The sequence below is a fragment of the Pseudoxanthomonas fibrivorans genome (genome assembly GCF_041464125.1).
Classification (GTDB): Bacteria; Pseudomonadota; Gammaproteobacteria; order Xanthomonadales; family Xanthomonadaceae; genus Pseudoxanthomonas.
The window spans coordinates 77,225-103,431 of sequence record NZ_JBGNUG010000002.1; the positions used below are offsets into that span (position 1 = coordinate 77,225).

The 26,207-nt window shown below is 72.2% G+C and carries 28 protein-coding genes and 1 pseudogene; 19 read left to right on the forward strand and 10 right to left on the reverse strand.

Translation table 11 applies throughout. The features are described from left to right. Positions 1 to 49 precede the first annotated feature (49 nt). Positions 50 to 556 (reverse strand): winged helix-turn-helix transcriptional regulator, encoded by a 507-nt coding sequence (locus ACA089_RS13815; protein WP_372017915.1) that lies wholly within the window; start codon positions 554 to 556, stop codon positions 50 to 52. A gap of 154 nt (positions 557 to 710) precedes the next feature. Between ACA089_RS13815 and ACA089_RS13820 the strand changes: the two genes are divergently transcribed. The 4 genes from ACA089_RS13820 (at position 711) to ACA089_RS13835 (ending at position 4,970) form a co-directional block, all read left to right on the forward strand. Continuing rightward, positions 711 to 2,024: a D-amino acid dehydrogenase gene (locus ACA089_RS13820; protein ID WP_372017917.1), complete on the forward strand. Its 1,314-nt coding sequence runs from the start codon at positions 711 to 713 to the stop codon at positions 2,022 to 2,024. 116 nt (positions 2,025 to 2,140) lie between these two features. Next, positions 2,141 to 3,211, forward strand: a complete 1,071-nt coding sequence (gene alr / locus ACA089_RS13825; protein ID WP_372017918.1) for an alanine racemase — start codon at positions 2,141 to 2,143, stop codon at positions 3,209 to 3,211. Between the two features lie 84 nt (positions 3,212 to 3,295). Beyond that, positions 3,296 to 4,519, forward strand: a complete 1,224-nt coding sequence (locus ACA089_RS13830; RefSeq protein WP_372017920.1) for a S8 family peptidase — start codon at positions 3,296 to 3,298, stop codon at positions 4,517 to 4,519. A 64-nt stretch (positions 4,520 to 4,583) separates the two neighbouring features. Next, a complete protein-coding gene (locus ACA089_RS13835; RefSeq protein WP_372017922.1) occupies positions 4,584 to 4,970 on the forward strand; it encodes a YbjQ family protein in 387 nt (128 codons plus the stop codon). Between the two features lie 16 nt (positions 4,971 to 4,986). On the opposite strand, the gene ACA089_RS13840 is transcribed toward ACA089_RS13835, so the two are convergent. Continuing rightward, positions 4,987 to 5,391 (reverse strand): DUF3037 domain-containing protein, encoded by a 405-nt coding sequence (locus tag ACA089_RS13840; protein ID WP_372017924.1) that lies wholly within the window; start codon positions 5,389 to 5,391, stop codon positions 4,987 to 4,989. Continuing rightward, positions 5,378 to 6,145: a HipA family kinase gene (locus ACA089_RS13845; protein ID WP_372018937.1), complete on the reverse strand. Its 768-nt coding sequence runs from the start codon at positions 6,143 to 6,145 to the stop codon at positions 5,378 to 5,380. The genes ACA089_RS13840 and ACA089_RS13845 overlap by 14 nt, the downstream gene beginning before the upstream one ends. 63 nt (positions 6,146 to 6,208) lie before the next feature. Between ACA089_RS13845 and ACA089_RS13850 the strand changes: the two genes are divergently transcribed. The 3 genes from ACA089_RS13850 (at position 6,209) to ACA089_RS13860 (ending at position 8,559) form a co-directional block, all read left to right on the forward strand. Next, positions 6,209 to 6,961, forward strand: coding sequence for a hypothetical protein (locus tag ACA089_RS13850; RefSeq protein ID WP_372017925.1), 753 nt, complete (start codon positions 6,209 to 6,211; stop codon positions 6,959 to 6,961). 17 nt (positions 6,962 to 6,978) lie between these two features. Then, entirely contained in the window at positions 6,979 to 7,398 is a 420-nt protein-coding gene (locus ACA089_RS13855; RefSeq protein WP_372017927.1) for a DUF1801 domain-containing protein, read from the forward strand. Positions 7,399 to 7,524: 126 nt separating this feature from the next. Then, the gene (locus tag ACA089_RS13860) at positions 7,525 to 8,559 is read left to right on the forward strand and encodes an aldo/keto reductase (protein WP_372017928.1); all 1,035 of its coding nucleotides are present in this window, start codon (positions 7,525 to 7,527) and stop codon (positions 8,557 to 8,559) included. Between the two features lie 75 nt (positions 8,560 to 8,634). Here the strand turns inward: ACA089_RS13860 and ACA089_RS13865 are convergent. Then, a pseudogene (locus tag ACA089_RS13865) lies at positions 8,635 to 8,906 on the reverse strand (hypothetical protein). Positions 8,907 to 9,030: 124 nt separating this feature from the next. Beyond that, positions 9,031 to 9,249: a DUF6522 family protein gene (locus tag ACA089_RS13870; RefSeq protein ID WP_372017930.1), complete on the reverse strand. Its 219-nt coding sequence runs from the start codon at positions 9,247 to 9,249 to the stop codon at positions 9,031 to 9,033. A gap of 162 nt (positions 9,250 to 9,411) precedes the next feature. Here ACA089_RS13870 and ACA089_RS13875 point away from each other — a divergent pair, with 162 nt between their 5' ends. The 6 genes from ACA089_RS13875 (at position 9,412) to ACA089_RS13900 (ending at position 16,260) form a co-directional block, all read left to right on the forward strand. Then, positions 9,412 to 10,563: a class I SAM-dependent methyltransferase gene (locus ACA089_RS13875; RefSeq protein ID WP_372017932.1), complete on the forward strand. Its 1,152-nt coding sequence runs from the start codon at positions 9,412 to 9,414 to the stop codon at positions 10,561 to 10,563. An 11-nt stretch (positions 10,564 to 10,574) separates the two neighbouring features. After that, positions 10,575 to 11,285 carry a pseudouridine synthase gene (locus tag ACA089_RS13880; protein ID WP_372018939.1) on the forward strand — a complete coding sequence of 237 codons (711 nt, stop codon included), beginning with the start codon at positions 10,575 to 10,577 and terminating at the stop codon, positions 11,283 to 11,285. Between the two features lie 5 nt (positions 11,286 to 11,290). Continuing rightward, positions 11,291 to 11,974 (forward strand): HAD family hydrolase, encoded by a 684-nt coding sequence (locus ACA089_RS13885; RefSeq protein WP_372018942.1) that lies wholly within the window; start codon positions 11,291 to 11,293, stop codon positions 11,972 to 11,974. A gap of 90 nt (positions 11,975 to 12,064) precedes the next feature. Beyond that, complete coding sequence (locus ACA089_RS13890; protein ID WP_372017934.1) at positions 12,065 to 12,466, forward strand: DUF2946 family protein; 402 nt, start codon at positions 12,065 to 12,067, stop codon at positions 12,464 to 12,466. Between the two features lie 63 nt (positions 12,467 to 12,529). Then, positions 12,530 to 14,737 (forward strand): TonB-dependent receptor, encoded by a 2,208-nt coding sequence (locus ACA089_RS13895; protein ID WP_372017936.1) that lies wholly within the window; start codon positions 12,530 to 12,532, stop codon positions 14,735 to 14,737. Between the two features lie 230 nt (positions 14,738 to 14,967). Further along, entirely contained in the window at positions 14,968 to 16,260 is a 1,293-nt protein-coding gene (locus ACA089_RS13900) for a hypothetical protein (RefSeq protein WP_372017938.1), read from the forward strand. A 29-nt stretch (positions 16,261 to 16,289) separates the two neighbouring features. Here the strand turns inward: ACA089_RS13900 and ACA089_RS13905 are convergent, their stop codons facing one another. The 4 genes from ACA089_RS13905 to ACA089_RS13920 all read right to left on the reverse strand — a co-directional run bounded on the left by ACA089_RS13905 (position 16,290) and on the right by ACA089_RS13920 (position 19,398). Further along, positions 16,290 to 17,096: an SDR family oxidoreductase gene (locus ACA089_RS13905; RefSeq protein WP_372017940.1), complete on the reverse strand. Its 807-nt coding sequence runs from the start codon at positions 17,094 to 17,096 to the stop codon at positions 16,290 to 16,292. 69 nt (positions 17,097 to 17,165) lie between these two features. Then, positions 17,166 to 17,753 carry a DUF1415 domain-containing protein gene (locus ACA089_RS13910; protein ID WP_372017942.1) on the reverse strand — a complete coding sequence of 196 codons (588 nt, stop codon included), beginning with the start codon at positions 17,751 to 17,753 and terminating at the stop codon, positions 17,166 to 17,168. Between the two features lie 13 nt (positions 17,754 to 17,766). Further along, complete coding sequence (locus ACA089_RS13915; RefSeq protein ID WP_372017943.1) at positions 17,767 to 18,249, reverse strand: YajQ family cyclic di-GMP-binding protein; 483 nt, start codon at positions 18,247 to 18,249, stop codon at positions 17,767 to 17,769. A 51-nt stretch (positions 18,250 to 18,300) separates the two neighbouring features. Continuing rightward, positions 18,301 to 19,398: a serine hydrolase domain-containing protein gene (locus ACA089_RS13920; RefSeq protein WP_372017945.1), complete on the reverse strand. Its 1,098-nt coding sequence runs from the start codon at positions 19,396 to 19,398 to the stop codon at positions 18,301 to 18,303. Between the two features lie 75 nt (positions 19,399 to 19,473). On the opposite strand from ACA089_RS13920, the gene ACA089_RS13925 reads away from it, so the two are divergent. The 5 genes from ACA089_RS13925 to ACA089_RS13945 all read left to right on the forward strand — a co-directional run bounded on the left by ACA089_RS13925 (position 19,474) and on the right by ACA089_RS13945 (position 23,664). Next, complete coding sequence (locus ACA089_RS13925) at positions 19,474 to 20,385, forward strand: DMT family transporter (RefSeq protein ID WP_372017947.1); 912 nt, start codon at positions 19,474 to 19,476, stop codon at positions 20,383 to 20,385. Positions 20,386 to 20,487: 102 nt separating this feature from the next. Then, on the forward strand, positions 20,488 to 21,504 hold the full coding sequence (locus tag ACA089_RS13930) for a methionine ABC transporter ATP-binding protein (protein ID WP_372017949.1): 1,017 nt from the start codon (positions 20,488 to 20,490) through the stop codon (positions 21,502 to 21,504). Between the two features lie 2 nt (positions 21,505 to 21,506). Next, on the forward strand, positions 21,507 to 22,199 hold the full coding sequence (locus tag ACA089_RS13935) for a methionine ABC transporter permease (protein ID WP_372018945.1): 693 nt from the start codon (positions 21,507 to 21,509) through the stop codon (positions 22,197 to 22,199). Between the two features lie 67 nt (positions 22,200 to 22,266). Continuing rightward, on the forward strand, positions 22,267 to 23,073 hold the full coding sequence (locus tag ACA089_RS13940) for a MetQ/NlpA family ABC transporter substrate-binding protein (RefSeq protein WP_372017950.1): 807 nt from the start codon (positions 22,267 to 22,269) through the stop codon (positions 23,071 to 23,073). A gap of 27 nt (positions 23,074 to 23,100) precedes the next feature. Continuing rightward, positions 23,101 to 23,664, forward strand: a complete 564-nt coding sequence (locus ACA089_RS13945; RefSeq protein ID WP_372017952.1) for a DUF1453 domain-containing protein — start codon at positions 23,101 to 23,103, stop codon at positions 23,662 to 23,664. A gap of 51 nt (positions 23,665 to 23,715) precedes the next feature. Here the strand turns inward: ACA089_RS13945 and ACA089_RS13950 are convergent, their stop codons facing one another. Further along, positions 23,716 to 24,345, reverse strand: a complete 630-nt coding sequence (locus ACA089_RS13950; RefSeq protein ID WP_372017954.1) for an OmpW/AlkL family protein — start codon at positions 24,343 to 24,345, stop codon at positions 23,716 to 23,718. A 425-nt stretch (positions 24,346 to 24,770) separates the two neighbouring features. Between ACA089_RS13950 and aceF the strand changes: the two genes are divergently transcribed. Continuing rightward, the gene (gene aceF / locus ACA089_RS13955) at positions 24,771 to 26,195 is read left to right on the forward strand and encodes a dihydrolipoyllysine-residue acetyltransferase (RefSeq protein WP_372017955.1); all 1,425 of its coding nucleotides are present in this window, start codon (positions 24,771 to 24,773) and stop codon (positions 26,193 to 26,195) included. Positions 26,196 to 26,207 lie beyond the last annotated feature (12 nt).

A 26,207-nucleotide genomic window follows, 5' to 3' on the forward strand; every position in this document is an offset into this window, starting at 1 on the left:
CGGCCCCAGGCCGCCGATGTCGTTCCAGGGCCCGCCGTGGCGGCGCCGCTCAGTCCGGGATCGCCAGCGACAGCGTCTCCTTGACCTCTTCCATCACGATGTAGCTCTTGGACTCGCGCACGTGCGGCAGGGTCAGCAGGCTGCTGCCGAGCAGCTTCCGGTACGACGCCATCTCCGAGATGCGGGCCTTGATCAGGTAGTCGAAGTCGCCCGACATCAGGTGGCACTCGAGCACGTTGGGCAGCTTCAGCGCCGCGCGCCGGAACTCCTCGAAGATGTCGCCGGACTTGTACGCCAGGCTGATTTCGACGAACACCAGCAGCCCGGCCTTCAGCGCCTGCGGATTGAGCCGCGCGTAGTAGCCCTCGATCACGCCGTCGCGCTCCAGCCGGCGCACGCGTTCGGTGCAGGGCGTGGTGGACAGCCCCACGCGCTCGCCGAGTTCGGTGAAGGAGATGCGGCCTTCCTGCTGGAGGATGCGCAGGATGTGGCGGTCGATCCGGTCCAGGTCGCGGGCGGCGCGCTCCTGGCGCGCACGGGTGGGGCGGTCGGCCAAGGAAACCTCCACGGGGAGCCCGGTTGTTAAGGCGAATCCACCTTAACACGCTGATAAAACGGAAAAAACAACCGGATATTCGTCCATATACTGCGCGCCTTGCCGGCGGCTTCCCCATTCATCCAGTGGAAGCGCCTGAATCGAGGATCGGGCGATGCAGAGGGTTCTGGTACTGGGCAGTGGCGTGATCGGCGTGACCAGCGCGTGGTACCTGGCGCAGGCCGGTTTCGACGTGACCGTGGTGGATCGGGAGCCGGGGCCGGCCCGTTCGACCAGCTATGCCAACGCCGGGCAGATCTCGCCGGGCTACGCCTCGCCGTGGGCTGCCCCGGGCGTGCCGCTGAAGGCGATCAAGTGGCTGTTCCAGGAGCACGCGCCGCTGGCGATCCGGCCCACGCTCGACCCGGACCAGTACCTGTGGCTGGCGCAGATGCTGCGCAACTGCACGGCCGGCCGCTACGCGGTGAACAAGGAGCGCATGGTCCGCCTGGCCGAATACAGCCGCGACTGCCTGGACGAGCTGCGCGCGGAAACCGGCCTGACCTACGAAGGCCGGCGCCTCGGCACGACCCAGCTGTTCCGCACCCAGGCCCAGCTCGATGCCGCCGCGCGCGACATCGCCGTGCTGCGCGAGGCCGGCGTGCCGTACGAAGTGCTGGACCGCGCCGGCGTGGCCCGGGTCGAGCCCGCGCTGGCCGCCGCCGCCGACAAGCTGGTCGGCGGCCTGCGCCTGCCGGGCGACCAGACCGGCGACTGCCAGCTGTTCTGCGAACGCCTGGCCGCGCTGGCGAAGATGCGCGGGGTGGAGTTCCGCTACGGCGCGAACATCGAGGCGATCGAATCCGATGGCGGGCGCGTCACCGGCGTGCGCATCGATGGAAAGCTGGAGACCGCCGACCGCTACGTGCTGGCACTGGGCAGCTGGTCGCCGCAGCTGCTCAAGCCGCTGGGCATCCGCCTGCCGGTATATCCGCTCAAGGGCTACTCGCTGACCATCCCGATCACCGACGCGTCGATGGCGCCGGCGTCGACCGTGCTGGACGAGACCTACAAGATCGCCATCACCCGCTTCGACCGCCGCATCCGCGTCGGGGGCATGGCCGAGGTGTCCGGCTTCGACCTGTCGCTGGATCCGCGCCGCCGCGCCACCCTGGAGAAGGTCGTCGGCGACCTGTACCCGAAGGGCGGCGACCTGGCGCGAGCCGAGTTCTGGACCGGCCTGCGTCCGGCCACGCCGGACGGCACGCCGGTGGTCGGCGCCACGCCGCTGGGCAACCTGTTCCTCAACACCGGCCACGGCACGCTGGGCTGGACGATGGCCTGCGGCTCGGGCCGCTACCTGGCCGACGTCATCGCCCACCGGCCGACCCGGATCCGCAGCGAGGGCCTGGACATCTCCCGCTACGGACGCGCTGCGGCGACGCCGGCGATGGATGGCGAGGCGATTCCGGCGACAATCGGCGGGTGATTCCCGCTCCGGCGCGCCGACCCTCCGCGGGTCGACACGCCGGGGCGCCACGCCGCGGTCCCGGTACGCCGGCATCCACGGCTCCGACCCCGCTCCAGAGACCGGCCGACTCCACGATGCGTCCCGCCCGCGCCCTCATCGACCTCGAGGCCCTGCGCCACAACTACCGGATGGCGCGCAGGCTCGGTGGTGGCCGTGCGCTGGCCGTGGTCAAGGCCGATGCCTACGGCCACGGCGCGGCGCGTTGCGCGCTCGCGCTGCAGGACGAGGCGGACGGCTTCGCGGTGGCCTGCATCGAGGAGGCGTTCGCGTTGCGCGAGGCCGGCATCCGCGCGCCGATCCTGCTGCTTGAGGGCTTCTTCGATGCCGACGAACTGCCGCTGATCGTGCAGCACGACCTGTGGACCGTGGTCCACGCGCCGTGGCAGGTCGACGCCCTGGAGCGTACGCCGCTGCGGAAGCCGGTCGAGGTCTGGCTGAAGCTGGACTCGGGCATGCACCGCGTCGGCCTGGGCGCGGCGGACTACCGCGACGCATGGCAGCGCCTGCGCGCGCTGCCGCACGTGGGCGGCATCGTGAAGATGAGCCACTTCGCGCGCGCCGACGAACCCGAGTGCGTGCGCACCGACGAACAGCTGGCCACCTTCCACGATGCCACCGCCGGCCTGCCGGGCGAATCGAGCCTGTGCAACTCGCCGGCGCTGCTCGGCTGGCCACGGGCGCGCGCGGAGTGGGCCCGGCCCGGGCTGATGCTGTACGGCGTCTCGCCCTTCCCGCAGGCGAACGCCATCGCCGCGGAGCTGCGCCCGGTGATGACCCTGGAATCGAAGCTGATCGCGGTGCGCGACCTGCCCGCCGGGGAGCCGGTCGGCTATGGCGCGCGCTTCGTCACCGAACGGCCGACGCGCATCGGTGTCGTCGCGATGGGCTACGCCGACGGCTACCCGCAGTTCGCGGTGAACGGCACGCCGGTGGCGATCGACGGCCGCCCCGGCCGCCTGGTCGGCCGCGTCTCGATGGACATGCTCACCGTCGACCTCACCGGCCATGCGCAGGCCGGCGTCGGCAGCCGCGTGGAGCTGTGGGGCAACCAGGTGCCGGCGGCGCAGGTCGTCGCCCACAGCCAGACCAGCGCCTACCGCCTGCTGTGCGCGGTGAAGCGGGTGCCGCTGCAGTACACGGGCTGAGCGCCGGCTCCGCGGGCGCGGATGCGGCAGCCCTGACGGTCGGGCAAGATGGCCCGGCCGGGATCGCCCCGGCTGGGGAACGCCATGAATGCGATCGGGTGGAAGGCGCGACGGGTGGTGGCGGCACTGCTGTGCGCGCTGGCTTCCGCGGCGGCGGCGCAGGAGGCCAGCCTCGGGCCGTTCTGGGATGCGCGGGAGGCGGACGTGGCCGGCGACCCGGCGGCCGCGCCGGTGCGGATCGGGATCTGGGACAGCGGCGTGGACCTGGCCCTGTTTCCGGCGCAGGTGGCGCTGGACGCGCAGGGTGCGCCGCTGGTGCGCGGCTACGACGCGTTCAAGCGGCGCCAGGACACGCCGATGGCGGTGCTGCCCGACGAAATGAGATCGCGGCAGGACGAACTGAACGGGATACTGCGGGCGCTGGACGACCGCGACGGTGGCGTCGACAGCGCGGCGGCGCGCGAGATCTCGGCCCGGATGAAGGCGCAGACGCCGGCCGAGGCGGACGCGTTCGACGACGTCACCGGCCGCTGGAGCGGCTACGTGCACGGCACCGCGATCGCCGACATCGCCCTGCGCGGCCTTCCCGGCGCGCAGATCGTGGTCGCCCGCCAGCAGTGGTGGCACGGCCGCCCGCCGGTGCCGTGCTGGACGCGCGAACTGGCCGACCGCGAGGCCGCGTCGATCGGCGACCTGCTCGACTTCCTGGTGGCCAACGGCGCACGCGTCATCAACATGTCATGGGGGCGCGCCGAGCGCGCCTACCTCGGCAACCTGAAGGCCTGCGCGCCGCAGATGCCCGAAGCCGAGCGCACGGCGCTGGCGCGCTACACGGTCGAACGCATCCGCTCGGTCCTGCAGGACGGCATGCGCAACGCGCCCCAGGTGCTGTTCGTCGGCGCCGCCGGAAACGCCGGGGCCAGCCTGCAGGACGAGAACCCGGCCACCCGCTTCAGCCTGCCCAACTTCCTCATGGTCGGCGCGGTCGACCGCACCGGCGCGGCGACCGACTGGACCAACACCGGTGCCGAAATCAGCCTGTTCGCCAACGGCGACAGGGTGCCCGCCCGCCTGCCCGGCGGCAGCGTCTCGTTTCCCTCGGGCACGTCGATGGCCGCACCGCTGGTGGCCAACACCGCGGCGAAGATGCTGGCCGTGGCGCCGGGCCTTGGCGGCGCGCGCCTGCGCGAACTGCTCGAGACCAGCGCCACACCCAACGCCACCGGCCAGCGCCTGCTGAATCCCCGTGCCGCGGTCGACGCGGCCCGTGCCGAAGCGGCGGCCGGGCGCGCGGGCGCGGCCATGTGAGTTCGCCTCCAAACCCCGGCATGCGATCCGCCGGTCCGCCATGCAGAACCGACAGGGGAAGTCCATGACCGATCCGTACAACTCATCCTTCGCCCCCCGCCCGCCGTCGCTGTCGCTGGCCGACGCGATGGTGACCACGGCGCCGGAGCTTGCCGGCTACCGCATCGTGCGCAACATCGGCCTGGTCCGGGGCATCACCGTGCGCTCGCGCTCGATCGTGGGCAACTTCCTCGGCGGGCTGCAGACGCTGTTCGGCGGCAACATCACGATCTACACCGAACTGTGCGAGCAGGCGCGACAGGAAACCTATGGCGACATGCTGCAGCACGCCCGGCAGCTGGGCGCCAACGCGATCGTCGCGGTCAGGTACGACGCCACCGAGCTGATGGCGGGCCTCACCGAGGTGCTGTGCTATGGAACCGCCGTGGTGGTCGAACCGCGCGATTCCTGAGCGCCGCCTGCCGCGCTCAGCGCGAAGACCGCTGCACCCGCACCATGCGGTCCATGAGGTGCTCGAGGGTGCCGCCCAGGTCGCCCCCGCAACGGCCCATGTGCACCGGCGAGGTCTGGATGATCGCGCTGCGTTTCGCGGTCAGCCAGTGGAAGCGCGCGCGCGGCGGCAGCAGGCCGATCGGTGCGGCGGCCTCGCCGCCCCGGCAGATCGCGGCGATGGCTTCGAGGTGGCGCCGCACCTGGGCCAGGTCGATGTCGGGGGCGAGCGCGCGCAAACGCGCCTCGTCGACCTCGATCCGGGCTTCGAGGAACTTCGCCCGTTCGCAGGAAAGGATCACCCCGACGTTGACGAACTCCTCGCGCTCCACGCGCGGCACCACGCGGACCACCGCGTAGTCGTAGGTGTCATGCGCGTGCACGGATCGCCTCCTGGACGAAACCGTCGCGCTGCGCCAGGCGCCGGCACAGGTAGTCGACGTAGGCGGCGCGCTGGGTGGCCGGATCGGCGAACGCATCCGGCCCCTGCAGCCAGTCGTCGGGCACCTGGGCGACGACCCGGGCGACCACCTCGGGCGCCAGCCGGCGGGCCATGTCGTCGTCGACGTCGGCGATGCGGTCGGCCCAGCGCAGCAGCACGTGGTCGCGGACCAGCGCGAACGGCTTGCCGGCCTGCGCGGTATCGCCGTCCCAGCCATGGTGGAAGTACAGCGAGGCACCGTGGTCGATCAGGTACAGCCGGCCGTGCCAGACCAGCATGTTCGGGTTGCGGGCGGTGCGGTCGACATTGCTGGTGAACGCATCGAACCAGACGATGCGCGAGGCGAGGCCGGGGTCGGGCTGCTCGGCCACCGGGTCGAAGTTCATCGCGCCGGGCAGGTAGTCCATGCCGAAGTTGAGTCCCGCGCTGGCCTTGATCAGGTCCTGGATCTCCGGGTCGCCCTCGGTGCGGGCGAGCTCGGCGTCGAGGTCCATCAGCACGATCTCCGGCATCGGCAGGCCGAGGGCGTGCGCGAGGCCACCGGCGATCGCCTCGGCGACCAGCGCCTTCGGGCCCTGGCCCGCGCCGCGGAACTTCAGCACGTACAGGCCCTGGTCGTCCGCTTCGACCACCGCGGGCATCGAGCCGCCCTCGCGCAGCGGGGTCACGTAGCGGGTGGCGGCGAGGCGGCGCAGGGACATGCGCCAAGGATACCGTCCTGCACTACCATGCCGCGAACGCACGGACGGGACGGAAGCATGCGCGGGATCGTGATCGCGATGGCGGTGCTGGCCGGCCCGGCGCAAGCCTTTGACGATGAGCGGACGCCGCCGGCCGCGGGCTGCCTGGATGCGCGGCGGATGGTCGAGATGCGCCAGCCCGCGCCGGGTGCGCTGGCGGTCATGGACGCGGCTGGCCAGCGCTTCCGCATCGACCTGGGCGTGGACTGCCCGGAAGCCGGCGATGCCGGCGCGCAGCTGCTGGCGCGCGATGGCTGGGTCTGCGGCCATGGCCAGGAGTATGTCCGGGCGGGGGCGACGCTGTGTCCGGTCGCAGGCCTGGTGGCCGTCGACGCGCGCGAGTACGCGACGCTGTCGCGCGCGGCCGACCAGCGCGACGAAGAGATCAGGACGCTCGCGCCGGTGGAGGTGCGCGAGGCGCGCCGGCGCGGCTTCGCCGGCTCGGCGAACTACTGCTTCAATCCGCGCTACCTGCGGGCCTGGGCCGAGGATCCGCAGGGCCTGCTGGTGGAGCTGTCGCCGCGCCGCTCCGGCGGCCATCGCTTCTACCGGGTCGAGCTGGCGAACAGCTGCCCGGACCTGGATTCGGCGCCGGCGATCGTGTTCCGTTCGGGCTTCGGCATCGGCGTGATCTGCGGCAACCCCGGCGACCAGATCGTATCGGTCGACGGCAGCGGGGCAGGCGGTCCGGTCGCCGGCAGCGGCGCGGGATTCCGCTGCGCGGTCGCGGCGGTGTATCCGCACGAACCCGAAGGAGCATCCGCGCGCTGAGCGGAGGAGGAGGCGTCATGCCCGGGAAAATGGGGTCCGCGCCGGACCCGCAGGCCTACCTGGCCACGCTCGGCGGCTGGCAGGCCGGCTGCGTGCGGGCCCTGCGCCAGGCGGTACTGGACGCGGCCACGCTCGAGGAGCGGATCCGGTGGGGCCACCTGGTGTACGCGGCGAATGGACCGGTGTGCCTGATCCGCGCCGAGCCGGCGCGGGTGCTGTTCGGCTTCTGGCGCGGGCAGCGCCTGCGTGCGATCGAGCCCCGGCTGAAGCCCGGTGGAAAATACGAGATGGCGACGCTGGAGCTGGGGGCGGGCGATGCGATCGCCGCGACGGTGGGGCGCGCGCTGGTCACCGAGGCGGTGGCGTTGAACGCATCGCTGGGCGACCCCACCGACCTGAAGGCCGCCAGGGCGGCTGGACCGCCGCGCACGCGCTGAGCGGACACGACGCAGGCGAGGCGCCGCATCCGGAACGCCGGCAACCCAGCATCCCACCGGCGGCCTTGAGCCGACCGTGCGCCGGGAGTGAAATGACGCTCCTGTCTCCTTCCCCCGGACATCTCCATGGAATACCGCTATCTCGGCCGTTCCGGCTTCCGCGTCCCCGTCCTGAGCTTCGGCACCGGCACCTTCGGCGGCAGCGGCGCGCTGTTCAGCGCCTGGGGCAGCACCGACGTGGCCCAGGCGCGGCGGCTGGTCGACATCTGCCTGGAGGCCGGGCTCAACATGTTCGACAGCGCCGACGTGTACTCGAGGGGCGCGGCCGAGGAAATCCTCGGAGAAGCGATCAAGGGCCGCCCGCGCGATTCGCTGCTCATCTCGACCAAGGCCACGTTCCGCTTCGGCGACGGCGAGAACCAGGTCGGTTCCTCCCGCTACCACCTGATCAACGCGGTCGATGCCGCCTTGAAGCGCCTGGGCACCGACTACATCGACCTGTTCCAGCTGCACGGCTTCGACGCGCGCCCGCCGGTGGAAGAAGTGCTGTCCACGCTCGACAACCTGGTCCGCGCCGGCAAGATCCGCTACCTGGGCGTGTCCAATTTCTCCGGCTGGCACCTGATGAAGTCGCTGGCCACCGCCGACCGCTACGGCTGGCCCCGCTACGTCGCCCACCAGGCCTACTACTCGCTGCTCGGCCGCGACTACGAGTGGGAGCTGATGCCGCTGGCCGAGGACCAGGGCGTGGGTGCGGTGGTATGGAGCCCGCTGGGCTGGGGCCGCCTCACCGGCAAGATCCGGCGCGGCCAGCCGCTGCCCGAGTCCAGCCGCCTGCAGTCGCAGACCGCGGTCGATTCCGGTCCGCCGGTGGATTTCGAACACGTGTACAACGTCGTCGACGCACTGGACGACGTGGCCGCCGAAACCGGCCGCTCGGTGCCGCAGGTGGCACTGAACTGGCTGCTGCAACGCCCGACCGTGTCGACCGTGGTGATCGGTGCGCGCAACGAGGAGCAGCTGCGGCAGAACCTCGGCGCGGTCGGCTGGAACCTCAGCGCGGACCAGGTGGCCAAGCTCGACGCCGCCAGCGCCGTGACCAGGCCGTATCCGTACTGGCACCAGGCCGGGTTCAAGTACCGCAATCCGACGCCGGTCTGATGCATCGAGGCGATGCGGCCGCGGGCCTGGAGGCACGCGGCCACGGAAAGACCCGTGTGCGTCGCTGGCGGCAGGTCAGTCGCCGTGCGCGACGGGACGGGGCTCGGCCTCGAAGCGCCCCGGGCGTAGTCGCGCTCGCCGGCGACGCGCCCGACTTCGGCCTCGTCGATCCCGGGCGCACCGTAGACCGCATAGGCCACGCTGCCGTCCGTGCGCACGCCGCGCTGGTGCAGTCGGTAGCGCGGCTGCCCGCCGCCGCTGTCGGCCGGGTAGTGCATGGGCGGTTCGCCGTCGTCCATGTCCAGTTCGCTGTTGTCGACGACGCCGCCGACGAAGAGGGCACGCATGGGTCACCTCGCACCTGGATGCCGAGGGTCAGGCTGCGCGCGACCGCGTGCAGCCCCGGTCAATACCTCGTGCAGCCGGAGTGAGGCCGGCCGCCCGCTGCACTGACCGTGCGCTCCCCGCCGCTCAAGCGCCGACAGGCCTGCCGCGTGCGTCGACGACGAAACGCGCGCGTCGCGTACCGTGGTAGAACGACGCGCGCCACGTGCCGGCGTCCTCGCCGGTGCCACGTTCGCACAGCACCCGGACCTTGCCGTCGTCCATCAGTTGCCGGAAGGCGGCGACCTCCAGGCCCAGCGCCTGCGCGACCATCGCGCCGTCGATCTCGAGCCGGGGGTGTGGCATGTCCATCTTCTGCCAATGGGGACGCGGGAAGGGTCGCGCAAGGGATGGGCCATCGCCTTGACCTGGGTCAGGCCGACGCTGCGGCCGCGCGCGGACGCCGGGTGAACGCAGCGCGACCCGGAGCAACCGCTGGCGGGGAATGGCGGCCACCCCGTCGCGGCGATGGCGGATAATGGCCCGCCCACTGCCGCGTGCCTGCGCTTGAGCCCCGACGACGATCCCCTGAAGGCCCTGATGCTGCCGTTCGACGGCGGCGCGCTGCCATGGCCGGCGCAGGGAAGCATCGCGTTCCTGCGCGCCCGCGACGGCTGGCCGTTGCGCCAGCGGCCCATCGGGCATCTCCGTTGCGAACAGGGATTCCGGCCGCTGGCCGATGGCCTGCGCCAGGCCGGGCTCGACGTGCAGCCGGACCTGGAAGACGCCGCGGGCGCCGCGCTGGTGCTGGTCCTGCCGCCCCGCCAGCGCGACGAGGCGCGGGCGCTGCTCGCACGCGCGGTCGGGATGGCCGCGCCGGGCGCGCGCGTGGTCGCCGCGGTGGCCAACGATGAAGGCGCCCGCTCGCGGGAGAAGGACCTGCAGCAGCTGGCCGGGCTCGGCGGCACGCTCACCAAGTTCCATTGCCGCGTGTTCTGGACTGCGCCGCTGTCCGGCGCGCACGACGCGGCCCTGCTGGCGCGCTGGCGGCAGGCCGATGCGCCGCGCCCGATCCTGGGCGGGCGTTTCCACAGCCGGCCCGGCGTGTTCGCCTGGGACCGGATCGATCCGGCCTCGGCGTTGCTGGCCGCGCACCTGCCCGCCGACCTGGCCGGCCGTGGCGCCGACCTCGGTGCCGGCTGGGGATACCTCGCGTCCGAAGTGCTGGGGCGTTGCCCGCGCGTGGCCTCGCTCGACCTGTACGAGGCGGAGGCGCGCGCGGTCGAACTGGCCCGCCTGAACCTGGATCCGCACGCCGCGCGCGTGGCGCTGGGGTTCCACTGGCACGACGTCACCACCGGCCTGCCGGCCGGCGGCTACGACTTCATCGTCAGCAACCCGCCGTTCCATGGGCACGACCGCGGCGACCGCCCCGAACTGGGCCAGCGCTTCATCGAGGTCGCCGCGCAGTCGCTGCGCCCCGGTGGCCGCCTGCTGCTGGTGGCCAACCGCCACCTGCCGTACGAGGCGACGGTGGCGCAGGCATTCGCCACGCACCGCGTGCTCGCCGAAGGCGGCGGCTTCAAGGTGATCGAGGCGGTGAAGGCCCAGGCGGTGGACGGGCAGGCCGCGGATGGCCGTGCGGTGAAGGACCGGCGGATGAAGGAGAGGCGCCGATGAGCAGGAAATCGATGCAACTGGTCAAGCACCTGGCCAACCTGGGCTACGGCAGCCGCAAGGAGGTCGCGTGGATGTTCCGCGAGGGCCGCGTCACCGATGCCGATGGCGAGGTGCTGTACGCCGACGACCCGCTCGACCACGACAACGTCCGCGTCGATGGCGAGCCGCTGGACCCGCCGCCGGGCCTGGTGCTGATGCTGCACAAGCCGGCCGGCCATACCTGTTCGACCAAGGACAAGGGTCGGATCGTCTACGACCTGCTGCCGTCGCGCTTCCGCGAACGCGATCCGGTGCTGTCCACCGTCGGGCGCCTGGACCGCGAGACCACCGGCCTGCTGCTGATGACCGACGACGGCGGCCTGCTGCACCGGATCGTGTCGCCGAAATCGAAGCTGGCCAAGGTCTACGAGGCCACGCTGGCGCAGGACCTGCGCGGCGACGAGGCCGCGCTGTTCGCCAGCGGCACGCTGATGCTCGAGTCGGAAACCACGCCGCTGCTGCCGGCCCGGCTGGAGGTGCTCGGCCCGCGCCGCGCGCGCCTGACCCTGCACGAAGGCCGCTACCACCAGGTGCGGCGGATGTTCGCCGCCACCGGCAACCACGTCGAAGCGCTGCACCGGCCGCAGGTCGGCGGGCTTGCGCTGGACGGGTTGCCGGAGGGGCAATGGCGCGCGCTCGGCGCGGCCGACCTCGATTCCCTGTTCAAGCTGGAGACCGCGTGAGCCCCTTGCCCCCCGCCGCCCCGCTGCCGTTCGTGCCCGATGCGGTGATCTTCGACATGGACGGCCTGATGCTCGACAGCGAGCGCGCGATCAACGCCTGCATGGCCCAGGCCGCGCGCGACCTCGGCCACGCGCTGCCCGATGCGCTGTGGCTGAAGATGATCGGCGGCGGCGACGGCCTGTGCCGGCGGCTGGTGTCCGAGCAGATCGGCGAAGCGGCGGCGGACGTGCTGCTCGAGCGTTCCGAACTGCTTTACGACGCCGTCGCCGATGCCGGCATCGACCACCGCCCCGGTATCGTGGAGCTGCTCGAATGGCTGGTCGCGCGCGGCATCCCGCGCGCGGTGGCGACCTCCACCCGGCGCCCGCTGGCGATGCGCAAGCTCCAGGCGGCCGGGTTGCTGGGCTATTTCGACGCGGTCTGCACCAGCAGCGACGTGCCGCGACCCAAGCCGGCCCCGGATGTCTACCTGCTGGCGGCCTCGACCCTCGGCGTAGGCCCGGCGCGCTGCCTGGTGCTGGAGGACTCGCCGACCGGCGTGCGCGCGGCGCTGGCCGCGGGCATGACCCCGGTCCAGGTGCCCGACCTGCTGGAGCCCGACGAAGCGGTGCGTGCGCTGGCCCATCGCATCGTCCCGTCGCTGGGCGAGGCGCAGCGGCTGCTCGAGGCGCGCGTCGCGGCCGGCTGAGCAGCGCCGCCCGGTACGCGGCGGTGGACATATCGTCCCACCCGCCGCCGCCGGAGCCTCGGCGCGCGGCGTCCCACCTACAATCGGCGCGTGCTCCGTTCCCGCGCCCTCGATCGCCGCATGACCCGGCTCGCGCTGCTGGCCGTGCTGCTGCTCGCGCTCGCGCCAGCGGTCAGCCGCGTGCTGGCCGGCGCCACCCCGGGCGTGGTGGCCGGCTGGTCGGAACTGTGCACGACCATGGGCCTGAAGTCGCTTCCCAGCGACGCACGCCCGTCCGGCGACGCGGCCGCGTCGTCGCCGGCCAAGCCCTCGAGCGAAGCCGATTGCGCCTATTGCCCGCTGGCCGCGTCGTTGCCGCTGTTGCTGCTGGCGTGCGTCCTGCTGCCGCCCGCGTTGCGGCGGGATATTCCGCTCCCCGCCGTGGCGCCGCGCGCGCGCGCGCGCGAACGCCTGCGCGGCCTAGGCAGCCGCGGTCCACCGGTCCTGCTCTGAACCACACCGTCACCACCTGATCCGCGTGGCCCCGGTGCCGCGCCCGTGTGCTTTGGAGTTCCCATGCCGATTGCTCTTCGAGTGGCGCCGCGTGCGTCATGTCCGCTGCTGGCCCTGTCCGCAGCGCTGTATTCAACGATCCTCGTCTCCTCCGCGGCGCGCGCCGCCGAAGTCGTCGACGATGGGCCGGTTCCAACAACCCTGGACGCGATCGAGGTGAAGGCCCGCCAGACGCCGCTGGATGCATCTGCCGGCAGCACCTCGCACCTGGCCCTGGACGTGGGCGACCTGCCGGCGTCGGTCACGGTGATCGATCGCCAGGCCATGGACGTCCGCGGGGTGCGCACGACCCAGGACGCGCTCGCCGGCATTCCCGGCGTGACCGTTGCCGCGCCGCCGGGCAATGGCAATGCAGTGACCTGGCGCGGGTTTTCCGGCAGCCAGGTCAGCCAGCTGTTCAACGGCATCGATGTGCAGTACGCGACGATCGCCGCACGCCCGGTCGATGCGTGGCAGTACACGCGGGTGGAGGCGATCGGCGGACCGTCGAGCTTCCTGTACGGCGCCGGCGCGGTGGGCGGCGCGATCAACTACGTCACGCGACTGGCCGACCTGCAGGGCGACACTTCGCGCGGGCAGGTGTCGATCGGATCCCACGACGACTACACCGTGGCCTTCGGCGGCAACCTGCGCCTCGGCACAAGGCGCGTTCCGCAGGCGCTGGCGCTGGACGCCAGCTGGCGCGATGCCGGCAGCTGGATCGACCGGCAGCAGCGCGAGGCGCTGGCCATCGCGGGTTCGTGGCGGGTCGAGGTCGCGCCAGGCCTGCAGCACACGCTGGCGCTTGAGTACCAGGACGAAGACAACCATCGCCCGTACTGGGGCACGCCCGCGCGGCAACGGGCGGGCGGTCGCCTGTCGGTGCCGGAGCCGGCGGTGGGGCGCAACTACAACGTCGGCGACGGCTACTACGGACAGGACGTGCGGTGGGCGCGCTCGCTGCTGGAATGGGCTCCGGGCGAGGGCGAGACCCTGCGCAACACCGCCTACCACTACGACGCGCTGCGCGACTACCGCAACGTGGAAAGCTACCGGCTCACGCCCGGTAACGATGCGGTGGTGCGTTCGGGTGCGCTGCTGCAGCGCCATGACCAGCAGGTCTGGGGCGACCGCGTCGACTGGACCCGCACCGCAACGCTCGCGGGCCTGCCCACGCAATGGGCGATCGGCGCCGACGCCAGCTACAACCGGCAAACGCGCTTCCCGCTGTCGCTGCCCGGCACCGTCGACACGGTGCCGTTGGACGCGGTCGCCCCGGGCCGCTTCCTCGACGTGCCGGGCATGTCGCTTACGTACGCGGCCGACAGGACCAACCGCGTGCACACACTGGCCGCGTACGTGGAGAACCTGACCTCGCTGACGCCCTCGCTGTCGCTGCTCACCGGCCTGCGCCACGACCGCATCGACCTGGACGTGACCAACCACCGTACCGCCACCCCCGCGAACCCGTCGCGCTTCGCACGGCGGTACCGGCCGACCAGCGGACGCGTGGCATTCGACTGGGCCCTCTCCGGGCAGCAGCGCGTCTACGCGCAGTACAGCACCGCCGCCGACCCGCCCGCCGGCGTGCTGAGCACCGCCAGCCTGGCCACGGTCCGCGACTTCGATCTCAGCACCGGGCGCCAGGTGGAGGTCGGGGCCCGGTTCCAGTCACGCGACGGGCGCGCCTACGGCACCGTTGCCGGTTACCGCATCGTGCGCCGCAACCTCGCCACCAGCGATCCGGCCAACCCCGGGCAGACCCTGCCGGTCGGGCAGCAGTCCTCGCGCGGCGTGGAGGTGGCGTTCGGCTGGAAGCCCGGCGATGCGCTGTCGATCGACGGCAACCTCGCCTGGGTCGACGCGCGGCTGGATGCGTTCACCGAGACCGTGGGCGGCGTGGCGGTGTCGCGTGCCGGCAACACGCCGGCCAACACGCCGGCGCGGGTCGGCACCCTGTGGGCCGACTATGCCTTCGACGACCACTGGTCGGCAGGCGTGGACCTGCGCGCGGTGTCATCGCGCTACGTCGATGCGGCCAACACCCTGTCCACCGCGGGGTACGCGACCTGGGGCGCGCACGTGCGCTGGAAGGCCGGCCCGAAGGGCGAACTGGTCCTGCGCGGCCGCAACCTCGGCGACCGCACCTGGGTGGCGTACGCGCTCAACGCGAACATGGTCTACCTCGGCGACCCGCGCAGCTGGGAGCTGCTGCTGCGGCGTTCGTTCTAGGCACGCCTGCATCGGTCGACCTCCGGCATGGCGGCCGCCGCATGTCCGCCTTGCCCGGCCACGCCGCCCGGCGAGCACGGCAACCGCCAGCCGCATGACCGGCCTGCGGGACGCCGACGGCCGGCCCCGGCGCCCGGGCGCATTGCACGGGCGCAGGCGGGACGCGCGATCATGGATGCACGACATGGCCGACGCGCACCACCGCGCCCATCACCTTCGAGGGAACACGCATGTCCAGATCGACCCCCTGGTCCGCCTTCGCGCTCATCGCCGTGCTCACGGCCTGCGGCAACGACGACGCGGCGACCGCGAAGCACCCCGCGCCGACGCCCGCCGTGGCCCCGGCGCCGAACGTGGAGGCGTGGGCGCTGCCGGCGGGCGAAGGCGCCGCGCAGCCCGACCTGGCGCTCGCCCCGGACGGGCGCCTGCTGCTGAGCTGGATCGAGCCGGTCGCCGATGGCCACCGGCTGCAGCTGGCCTCGGCCAAGCCCGCCGCCGCCACCGCGTGGAGTTCCGTGCACACCGTGGCGTCGGGCGCCGGCTGGTTCGTCAACTGGGCCGATACGCCTCGCGTGCATGCCTTGCCGGACGGCTCGCTGTGGGCGCACTGGCTGCGCAGCACCGGGCCTTCGCGGATGGACTACGGGATCGCCCTGGTCCGCTCCGTCGATGGCGGCGCGCACTGGTCGGCGCCGTTGCAAGTGCATCCGGCAGGTACCCGCGGCGACCACGGCTTCGTGACCTACTGGACCCAGGCCGACGACCGCGTGGGGATCGCCTGGCTCGACAGCCGGCAGAAGGCGGCTGCCGCGCACGCCACCGGCGCCGCGCACGACGGCCACCACGGTGGCGGCCCGGCGATGATGCTGCGCGCCGCCCTCCACGGGCCGGAAGGCACGCAGGAGGCGGAGTGGCCGCTCGACGCCTCGACCTGCGACTGCTGCACGACGTCGTCGGCGATGACCGACCGCGGCGTGGTGGTCGTGTACCGCGGGCGGGACGCGCAGGAGGTCCGCGATACCCGCATCGTCCGCCTCGAGGACGGCACCTGGACCGCGCCGCGCGACGTCCATGCCGATGGCTGGCGGTTCGCCGGCTGCCCGGTCAACGGCCCGGCGGTGGTGGCCGATGGCAGCGCGGTCTGGGTGGCGTGGTACACCGAGTCCGGGGGCGTCCCGGAACTGCGCGCGGCGCGCTCGGACGACGCAGGCGACCATTTCGGCAAACCGGTCGTCCTGGCGAAGGGGGCGCAGGTGCTCGGTCGCATCGCGCTCGCCCTGGGCGACGGACGCCTGCTCGCGGCCTGGCTGGAAGAGGACGGCCCGCCGGCTTCGCAACGGCTGGTGCTGGGTCGCTACGACGCCGACTGGGGGCAGGGGGAGCGGATCGAGGTCGCCCGCCTGTCCGCGCGTGGCCGCGCCAGTGGCCTGCCGCGGCTGCAGTGGAGCGGCGGTGCCGCATGGCTGGCATGGACCGACGTGCATGACGGCAAGCCCGTGCTGCGCGGGGCCACGGTGCGCTGAACACCCGCGGCGCGGGCCGATGCCCGGCGTCAGGCGTACTGCATCTTCCGGCTCATGCCGCCGTCGACCAGGAACTCCTGGCCGGTGACGAAGCCGGACAGTGTCGGCGCCAGCAGGTACACCGCGAGCGCGGCGACGTCCTCCGGCGTCCCGACCCGCCCGGCCGGGTGCTGCGCATGGTCGGCGCGCGAGAGCTTCGGCGTGCGCCGGCGCGCCGGCGCACGCCACGCGTCGGTGGCGATCCAGCCGGGACTGATCGCGTTGACCCGCACGCGCGGGCCTTCGCTGGCGGCCAGCGCATGGGTGAAGGCCAGCAGGCCGCCCTTGGCCGCGGCGTAGGCTTCGCCGTGCGGCTCGGACTGGTGCGCGCGGGTGGAGGCGATGTTGACGATCGCGCCGCCGCCTTCGGCCCGACGCAGGGCGGGCAGCGCGTGGCGGCTGCACAGGAAGGCCCCGTGCAGGCTAGACAGGCGCCGGTTCCATTCGGCGAACTCCAGCGCGTCCAGCGGCGGCACCTGCGGATCGGCGATGCCCGCGTTGTTGACCACCCCGTCGATCCGGCCGAAGCGGTCGAGCGCCGCGCCGACGAACGCGGCGACATCGCGCTCGCGCGCCACGTCGGCGCGGCGGAAGATGGCGCGACGCGACAACCCCCATTCGCGCAGGCACGCGCGGCCGGCGTCGGCATCGAGGTCGGCGAGGGCGACCTGGCCGCCGGCGCCGAGCACCGCCTGGGCGATGCCGCGACCGATGCCCTGGGCGCCGCCCGTGACCAGGACCACGCGGTCCTGCAGCGGCGCCGGATTCCATGCGGTGAGGGGAGGAACCAGCGACATGGCCGCGCTCCGCGGTGACGGGCGCCCAGTATCACGCGCGCCCGATGCACGGCGCGTGTGCGCGGTGCCTCAGTGGCGGGTGCTGTCGTCGAACAGCCGGCGCCAGCCGGCGTGGCCGAGCTGGCGCAAGGTGGCGTAGTTGCGCTCGACGATCGAGTCCGGCTCCGGATACGCGTCCACCGCGCGGCTGACGCTGTCCTCGCGCAGCAGGTGCAGGGTCGGCCAGGGCGCGCGGTTGCTGTAGTTCTCGATGTCGTCCGGGTCGCTGTCGGCGAACCGGTAGTCGGGGTGGAAGCTGGCCACCTGCAGCTCGCCATCCAGCTCCAGCGCCTCGACCAGCGCGTCGGCCTGGTCGAGGAAGTCGTTGTAGTCCAGGAAGTCCTGCAGCACGTAAGGGTGGACCAGCAGGGTGGTGTCCACCTGCTCGGCGGGCGTGTCGCGCAGCCGCAGCAGTTCCTCGCCCAGCTGTTCGAGCAGCTGCTCCGGCGTGGTCGCGTCGCTGAAGGCGAAGCGCACCTGCTGCTTGACGTACACCGCCTTGGCGAACGGGCACAGGTTCAGGCCGATCACCGCGCGCTCGAGCCAGCGCCGCATCGCGGCGATGGCTTCCTCCTCGCCGGGACCCTCTGGGGTGTCGAACGGGTTGCTGTCCATCATCGCTCTCCCGCGCTCAGTCGCGGAAATTCTCGAACTGCAGCGGGATGCTGAAATCGGCCTTGCGCAGCAGGGCGATCGCATCCTGCAGGTCGTCGCGCTTCTTGCCGTTCACGCGCAGCTTGTCGCCGTTGATCTGGCTGTCGACCTTGAGCTTGGCGTCCTTGAGCGAGCCCTGGATCTTCTTGGCGGTCTCGCGCTCGATGCCCTGCTTGACCGTGACCTTCTGCCGGGCGCCGGCCAGGTTGGTCTCCACCTCGCCGAATTCCAGGCAGCGGATGTCGATGCCGCGCGCGGTCAGGCGCTGCTTGAGGATGTCGACCATCTGCTTGAGCTGGAAATCGCTCGGCGCCGACTGCGAGATCACGTTCTCCTCGAGCACGAACTTCGCGTCCACGCCCTTGAAGTCGAAGCGGGTGGTCAGTTCGCGGCTGGCCTGGTCGACCGCGTTGGTCAGTTCGTGGGTATCGACTTCGGACACGATGTCGAAGGAAGGCATGGGGAGAACTCCTGCGGAATGCGCCCATTCTAGGCCATGCCCGGCCCGGCTTCAGTCCGGGCCCGGCCAGTTCGCGTGCAGGAAGCGGGCGACGCCGTAGCAGGCCGGCGCGTCGCGGTTGGAGAGGACGACCAGGGTTTCGCCGGTGCGCGGGTAGGTGCGCACGTCGGTGCAGATGCCGTCGGCGCTGCCGCCGTGGCCCCAGCGGAAATCGCGGGCGGGATGGTCCGGGCCGTAGTCGGTGGCGAAGAAGCCCAGGCCCATGAACTCGCGCTGGGTGGCGGTGGCCTGTTCGAGCAGCGCCTTCGGCAACAGCTGCCCGGACTGCAGGGCCTGCACGAAGCGCAGCATGTCGCGGGCGGTGGACACCTGGCCGCCGGCGGCCATCCCGCGCGCGGGCAGGGTGGCGCAGTTGCGCACGCGCTTGCCATCCACGTCCACGTAGCCGGCGGCGATGTCCGGCGCCGGATCGGTGCAGTCGACGAAGCCGGTGGACGCCATGCCCGCCGGTTCGAAGACATGGGCGCGCAGGTAATGCTCGAAATCCTCGCCCGACAGGACCTCGACCATCCGCCCGAGGACGATGTAGCCGTAGTTGCCGTAGGCCTGTCGCGTGCCTGGCGGGAACGCCGGCGGGCGCTCGCCGTGCAGCGCGACCATGTCGGCCAGGGTGCGCAGGCGCGCGCGCCGGTCGGCGTTGCCGGCGCCGAACAGCTCGTCGATGTCGCCCGCGCCGCCGGTATGGGTGAGCAGGTGGCGGACGGTGACGTCGCGGGCGAACACGGCATTGGGATAGTCGGCCAGCACCTCGCCGACCGGCGTATCCAGGCCCAGCCGGCCGGCGGCCACCTGCTGCAGGATCGCGACGCTGGTGAACATCTTGCCCGCCGAGGCCAGGTTGAACCGGTCGCCGGCGGCCAGCGGCGCGTCGCCGTTCTCGTCGCGCAATCCGTAGGCCCGCTCGGACAGGAGCTCGCCGTCGCGCGCGATCAGGACCACGCCGGAGAACAGGCCGGCGTCAGCCAGTCCGCGGGCATAGCCGTCCAGTCGCGCCAGCTCGGCCGGGTAAGGCGCCGGCGGCGCGGCATGCGCGACGGCGGTGGAGGACAGGGCGAGAAGCAGCAGGGCGGGCAGGGATCCGGGCGCCATCGTGGTCTCCTCGAAGAAGGCGCGAGCATAGCCTCACGGCGGACAACGGCAGTGGTGGCCGGCGATAATGCGCGCATGTCCCCGCCCCGCCCCGCTGTTCGCCGCCGGCCGCTGGCCGCCATCGGCTGGATGCTCGCCGCCGTCGCCAGCTTCTCGCTGATGGACGCGGGCATGAAGCTGCTGTCGGCCGATTACCCGCCGCTGCAGGTGACCCTGCTGCGCGGCGCCGCCTCGCTGCCGTTCGTGCTGGTCTGGGTGCTGGCCACCGCCGGGCCGCGCTCGATCATCCCGGTGCGCTGGGGCCTGCACCTGCTGCGCGGCGTGCTGGGCATGGTGATGATCGGGTGCTTCGTGTTCGCGCTGAAGCGGATGCCGCTGTCCAGCGCCTACGCGATCTACTTCGTCGCACCGCTGCTGGTGGCCGCGCTGTCGGTGCCGCTGCTGGGCGAGAAGGTCGGGCCGCGGCGCTGGACCGCGATCGCGATCGGCCTGGCCGGCGTGATCGTGGTGCTGCGCCCGGGCGTGGGCGGGATCATCTCCTTCCCCGGGCTGATGGTGCTGCTGGCGGCGACCGCCTATGCGATCGCCGCGGTCACGGTGAGCCTGCTGACCCGCACCGACACGCCGCAGGCGATGGTGGTGTGGTTCCTGGCGATCATGGCCGTCGGTGCCGGGCTGGCGGCGATCCCGGGCTGGGTACCGCTGCGCTGGGAGCACGCGGCGCTGATCCTGGGCATGGGCCTGGCCGGGGCGCTGGGCCAGATCGCGCTGACCGCCGCGTTCATGCGCGGCGAGGCCTCGCTGATCGCGCCGCTGGAATACACCGGGCTGGTCTGGGTGATCGCCTGGGACTGGCTGCTGTGGCGCACGCTGCCCGACGCCTGGACCTGGAGCGGCGCGGCGATCATCGTCGCCAGCGGGCTGTACCTGCTGCGCCGCGAGCGCGTGGTCGGTGCGGAGCGGGCGGCGCCGATCGACCATTCCTGAGCGCCGCCCGGGCTTAGAACGATGCGGAATGTGCATGGGACGCCGGGACCGCCTGCGTCCACGGCGCAGCTGCTAGTCTTCCCGCCCCCGCAGGCGCCTTCCATGCCCCCGTCGATCCAGCTCCAGCAGGTCCACAAGTCCTACGCCGCCGGCGGACGCCAGGTCGCCGCACTGCACCCGCTCGACCTGGAGATCCAGGCCGGCGAGGTGTTCGGGATCATCGGCCACTCCGGCGCCGGCAAGTCCACCCTGATCCGCCTGATCAACCGGCTGGAGGAACCCAGCGGCGGGCGCCTGCGGGTGGAAGGCCAGGACGTGACCGCGCTCGACCGCGACGGGCTGCGCGCGCTGCGGCGGCGGATCGGGATGATCTTCCAGCACTTCAACCTGCTGTCCTCGCGCACCGTCGCCGGCAACGTCGCCTTCCCGCTGGAGCTGGCCGGCACGCCGCGGGCCGAGGTCGCATCGCGCGTGGCCGGGCTGCTGGAGCGGGTAGGCCTGGCCGAGCACGCCGGCAAGTACCCGGCGCAGCTGTCCGGCGGCCAGAAGCAGCGCGTCGGCATCGCCCGCGCCCTGGCGACGGAACCGAAGATCCTGCTCTGCGACGAGGCGACCAGTGCGCTGGACCCGCAGACCACCGCCTCGGTGCTCGAGCTGCTGTCGCGGATCAACCGCGAACTGGGCCTGACCATCGTCCTGATCACCCACGAGATGGACGTGATCCGCCGGATCTGCGACCGCGTGGCGGTGCTCGACGCCGGCCGCCTGGTGGAGGCGGGGCCGGTGACCGAAGTGTTCCTGCATCCGCAGCATCCGACCACGCGGCGGTTCGTTTCCGAGGCCGAGCACGTGGACGAGGGCGGCCTGCATGCCGATGTCCGCGCGGTCGAGGGTCGCATCGTGCGCCTGACCTTCCTCGGTCCCGATACCTATGCGCCGCTGCTCGGCCGCGTCGCGCGGCACGCCGGCGTGGACTACAACATCCTGTCCGGCCGGATCGACCGGATCCGCGAGACGCCGTACGGACAACTGGTCGTGGCGCTGGTGGGCGGCGACGCGGACGCCGCGCAGCGGGCCTTCGTCGAAGCCGGGGTCACCGTCGAGGTGCTGCGTCCATGAGCATGCTGTTCCTCGCCGCCGGCGGCGGCTTTTTCCGCAACCTCGACGCCGGCAAGTGGGCCGAGATCGGCCAGGCCACGCTGGACACCCTGGCCATGCTCGCCGGCGCGCTGCCGCTGACCCTGCTCGTCGGGCTGCCGCTGGGCGTGCTGCTGTTCCTGGCCGGCCCGCGGCAGCTGCACGAACAGCGCGGCCTGCACGTGGTCCTGTCGCTGGTGGTGAACATCCTGCGCTCGGTGCCGTTCATCATCCTGATGATCGCGATGATCCCGCTCACCCTGGCGGTCATGGGCACCTCGCTCGGCGTGCGCGGCGCGATCCTGCCGCTGGTGGTCGGCGCGGCCCCGTTCTATGCGCGCCTGGTCGAGACCTCGCTGCGGGAGGTCGACCGCGGCGTGATCGAGGCGACCCTGGCGATGGGCGCCAGCACCTGGCAGCTGGTCTGGCGCGTGCTGCTGCCGGAGGCGCGGCCGGGACTGGTCGCCGGCGCCACCGTGACCACCATCGCCCTGGTCGGGTTCACCGCGATGGGTGGCGCGATCGGCTCGGGTGGCCTGGGCGACCTGGCGTTCCGCGACGGGTACCAGCGTTCGCACACCGACGTGGCCCTGGTCACGGTGGTCCTGCTGCTGTTGCTGGTGCAGGCGGTGCAGGTCGTCGGCGACCGCCTGGTCGCACGCTACAGCCGGCGCTGAGCCGCGTTCACCGCCGGCCACCGGTCGCCGGCGCACTCTTTCCCTCCAGCCTTCCCACGGTATCCCCATGCGCAAGACCTTCCTGCCGATCCTGTTCTCCCTGGCCGCCCTGGCCGGTTGCGGCGGGGGTTCCGGCCCGTCCGCCGATGCGGCCGCGAAGCCGCTGAGCGTGGCCGCCACCGCCGTGCCGCATGCCGAGATCCTCGAGGTGGTCGAGCCGATCCTCGAGAAGGAAGGCGTGACCCTGCAGGTGCGCGTGTTCAACGACTACGTGCAGCCCAACGACCAGGTCGCGCAGAAGCAGATCGACGTCAACTACTTCCAGACCGAGCCCTACCTCAAGGCCTACAACAGCGGCCGTGGTACCGACCTGGTCACCGTCGCCGGCGTGCACATCGAACCGTTCGGTGCCTACTCGCGCCGCTTCACCTCGCTCGATGCGCTGCCGGCCGGCGCCGACGTGGTCATCCCCAACGACCCGAGCAACAACTCGCGCGCGCTGATCCTGCTGCACACCGCCGGCGTCATCACCCTGGCGGACCCGACCAACGCGCTGTCGACCCAGCGCGACATCACCGCCAATCCGAAGGGCCTGAAGTTCCGCGAGCTGGATTCGGCGATGCTGCCGCGCGTGCTCGAGCAGGTCGACCTGGCGCTGATCAACACCAACTACGCGCTCGATGCCGGGCTCGACCCGACCCGCGACGCGCTGGCGATCGAGGGCCGCGATTCGCCGTACGTGAACTTCCTGGTCGCGCGCCCGGACAACCGCGACGATCCGCGCGTGCAGGCGCTGGCGCGCGCGCTCACCGGGCCGGAGGTCAAGGCCTTCATCGAGGCGAAGTACCGCGGCGCGGTGCTGCCGGCGTTCTGAGCCGGCGCCAGGCCTCCGGGAGCACCGATGCCGCTGCTGCTCGCCCTGCCGCTCGCGATCCTGCTGGTGCTGGCCACGTTGCTGGTGCTGCTGCCCCTGTCGCTGTGGCAGCGCTACCGGGTCTCGCGCGCGCGCCGGCGCGCGCGCGCCTGGGTGCTGGCGCTGGCGTGGTGGTCCTCGCTCGCCTCGTCGTTGCTGTTCATGGTGTTCGCGGCGCTGGCGGGGCTGTTCTGGCCGCTGGCCTGGGCCTACGTGGCGGTGGCTTATCCAGGCGGCCTGCTGCTGGGGCTGGCGGGGCATGCGCTGACCCGCTTCGAGTCCACGCCGCAAGGCCTCTACTACCGGTCCAACCGCTGGCTGGTGCTGGGCGTGATGCTGCTGGTGGTGGTGCGCCTGGGCGCAGGCCTGGTGCAGACCGTCCGCGTGGCTGCGCAGGGGGCGACCTGGCCCGACACCGGCTGGCTCAGCCACGCCGGCCTGCTGGCGATGGCGGCGCTGCTGCTGGGCTACGCGACCGCGCAGGCGGGCGCGCTGTGGCGCCGCGCGCGACGCTACGAGCGCCACCGCGGCTACGACCGCTCGCCGGTCTGAGCCCGACAGAAGAAAGGGCCCTTCGGGGCCCTTTCCTCGTCTGCCGCTGGATCAGAAGCGGGCGCCCAGGCCGATGCCGACGGTCCACGGGTCCAGCTTCAGGTCCTGGCCGGTGCCTTCGCCGGCCACGCGCACTTCCGGGCGGGAGTGCATGTAGCGCACGTCGGTGCGCGCGAACCAGGTCTCGTTGATGTTCATGTCCACGCCGACCGTGCCGATCGCGCCCTTGGCCGTCTCCAGGCCGACATGGTCGCCGCCGCCGGAGATGTCCTCGTTGCTGAAGTTGGACTCGTAGTAACCCACGCCCACGAACGGGCGGAACACGTTGCCGGCCTGGCCGAAATGCCACTGGCCGCTCAGCGCCAGCGGCTGCTGCTCGACCGTGCCGATCTTGCCGACGCCGTCGGCGCGGACCCGGTGGTTGAACTTGTCGGCCGCACCCCACAGCTCCACCGCGAAGTTGTCGGTCGCGTACCAGCTGGCGCTGATGGTCGGCGCGGCGCCGCCGTCGACCGTCAGGCCCGGGGCGGCATCGCTCTGGGGATCCAGGTGGGTATAGCTGCCGACCACGGCGAAGCGCTTGCCGGCGGCGGTACCCGCGTCGGTCGTGTCCTGGGCGAACGCGGGCGCGGCGGCCAGCGCAGGAATCAGGGCAAGGCTCAGGATTCGAATGGAACGCATGGGGTGTCTCCTGTTCATTGTTTTAGGGCCCTTGGAGTGGGCGCGGCAGACCGTATCGGCGGGTCCATGAACGGAAACCCGCATGCGGCCGCATGCAACAGGCATGGTTCAGGCAATCCCGGGAAAGCCGCGCCGCTGCGAGGTCGCATCCTCCGGCGTGGTTCACCCAGCTGATTCCCGCGTGAGCGTGGTGGGCCGGCGCGAGGCCGTGAATGCGCCGTGGAGTCGCGACACGCGCCGGATGTTTTCGGGCCGCATCCGCAGGCGTACTGTCACCGCGCGGCCCGTCGTGATTCGTCACCGTTGAAACCTGTCGCGGGACAGGCGCCCGCGCGCGGGCGGCGCGGTGTCGCGGAGGTTGGCGGGTGCGGCGCGGGCGGACACAATAGGGGTCTTTCCCCACGCATATACGCCGGAGTCCTGGCATGGCCGAAATCAAGGAAGCGCGCGTCCCCGACATCGGGGATTACAGCGACGTGCCCGTCATCGAAGTCCTGGTCGCCGTCGGCGACACCGTGGCCAAGGACCAGGGCCTGGTCACGCTGGAGTCCGACAAGGCCACGCTGGAAGTGCCCGCGCCCTTCGCCGGCGTGGTCAAGGAGCTCAAGGTCAAGCTCGGCGACACCCTGTCCGAGGGCAGCGTGGTGGCGTTGATCGAGGCGGCCGACGGTGCCGCGCCGGCGGCCAAGGCCGCCGCCCCCGCTCCTGCCAAGGCCGGCGCACCGGCCGCGCCGGTCAAGACCGCCGAGACCGGCGCCAGGGTCGAGCCGGTCGCGGTGGCGGCCGAGCCCGACAAGATCGCCCAGCGCGAGATCGCCCAGGTGCAGGCGGCACCGGCCAAGGGCGGCAGCGACCCCGAAGCCAACCCGCCGCGCACCCCGCCGGTGGAGTTCGGCGCGGCCAGCGTGCTGCCCGACCAGGTCCCGTATGCCAGCCCGGCCGTGCGCCTGTTCGCCCGCGAGCTCGGCGTGGACCTGGCCCAGGTCAAGGGCAGCGAGCGCGGCGGCCGCATCGGCCGCGAGGACGTGCAGCGCTTCGTCAAGGCCGCGCTGGCCGGCGGCGTGCCTGCCGGCGCGGGGGCGGCGCCCGCCGCCTCCGGCGGCGGCCTGAACCTGCTGCCCTGGCCGAAGGTCGACTTCGGCAAGTTCGGCGAGGTCGAGACCCAGCCGCTTTCGCGGATCAAGAAGATCTCCGGTGCCAACCTGGCGCGCAACTGGGCGATGATCCCGCACGTCACCCAGTTCGACCAGGCCGACATCACCGACCTGGAAGCGCTGCGCGTGCAGCTCAACCAGGAGCAGGAGAAGGCCAAGTCGGGCGTCAAGCTGACCATGCTGGCGTTCCTGCTCAAGGCCAGCGCCGCCGCGCTCAAGCAGTTCCCGGATTTCAACGCCTCGCTCGACGCCAGCGGCGAGAACCTGACCCTGAAGAAGTACGTCCACATCGGCTTCGCCGCCGACACGCCCAACGGGCTGGTCGTGCCGGTGATCCGCGACGTCGACAGGAAGGGCGTGCTGCAGATCGCGCAGGAAATGGGCGAACTGGCCAAGAAGGCGCGCGACGGCAAGCTCGGCCCGGCCGACATGAGCGGCGGCTGCTTCTCGATCAGCTCGCTGGGCGGCATCGGCGGCACCGCGTTCACCCCGATCATCAATGCACCTGAAGTGGCGATCCTGGGCGTGTCCAAGTCGAGCCAGCAGCCGGTGTGGGACGGCAAGCAGTTCGTGCCGCGCCTGACCCTGCCGCTGTCGCTGAGCTACGACCACCGCGTGATCGACGGCGCCGCCGCCGCGCGCTTCACCACCTACCTGGCCCAGGTCCTCGCGGACATGCGCCGCGTGCTGCTGTAAGGGGACGCGACC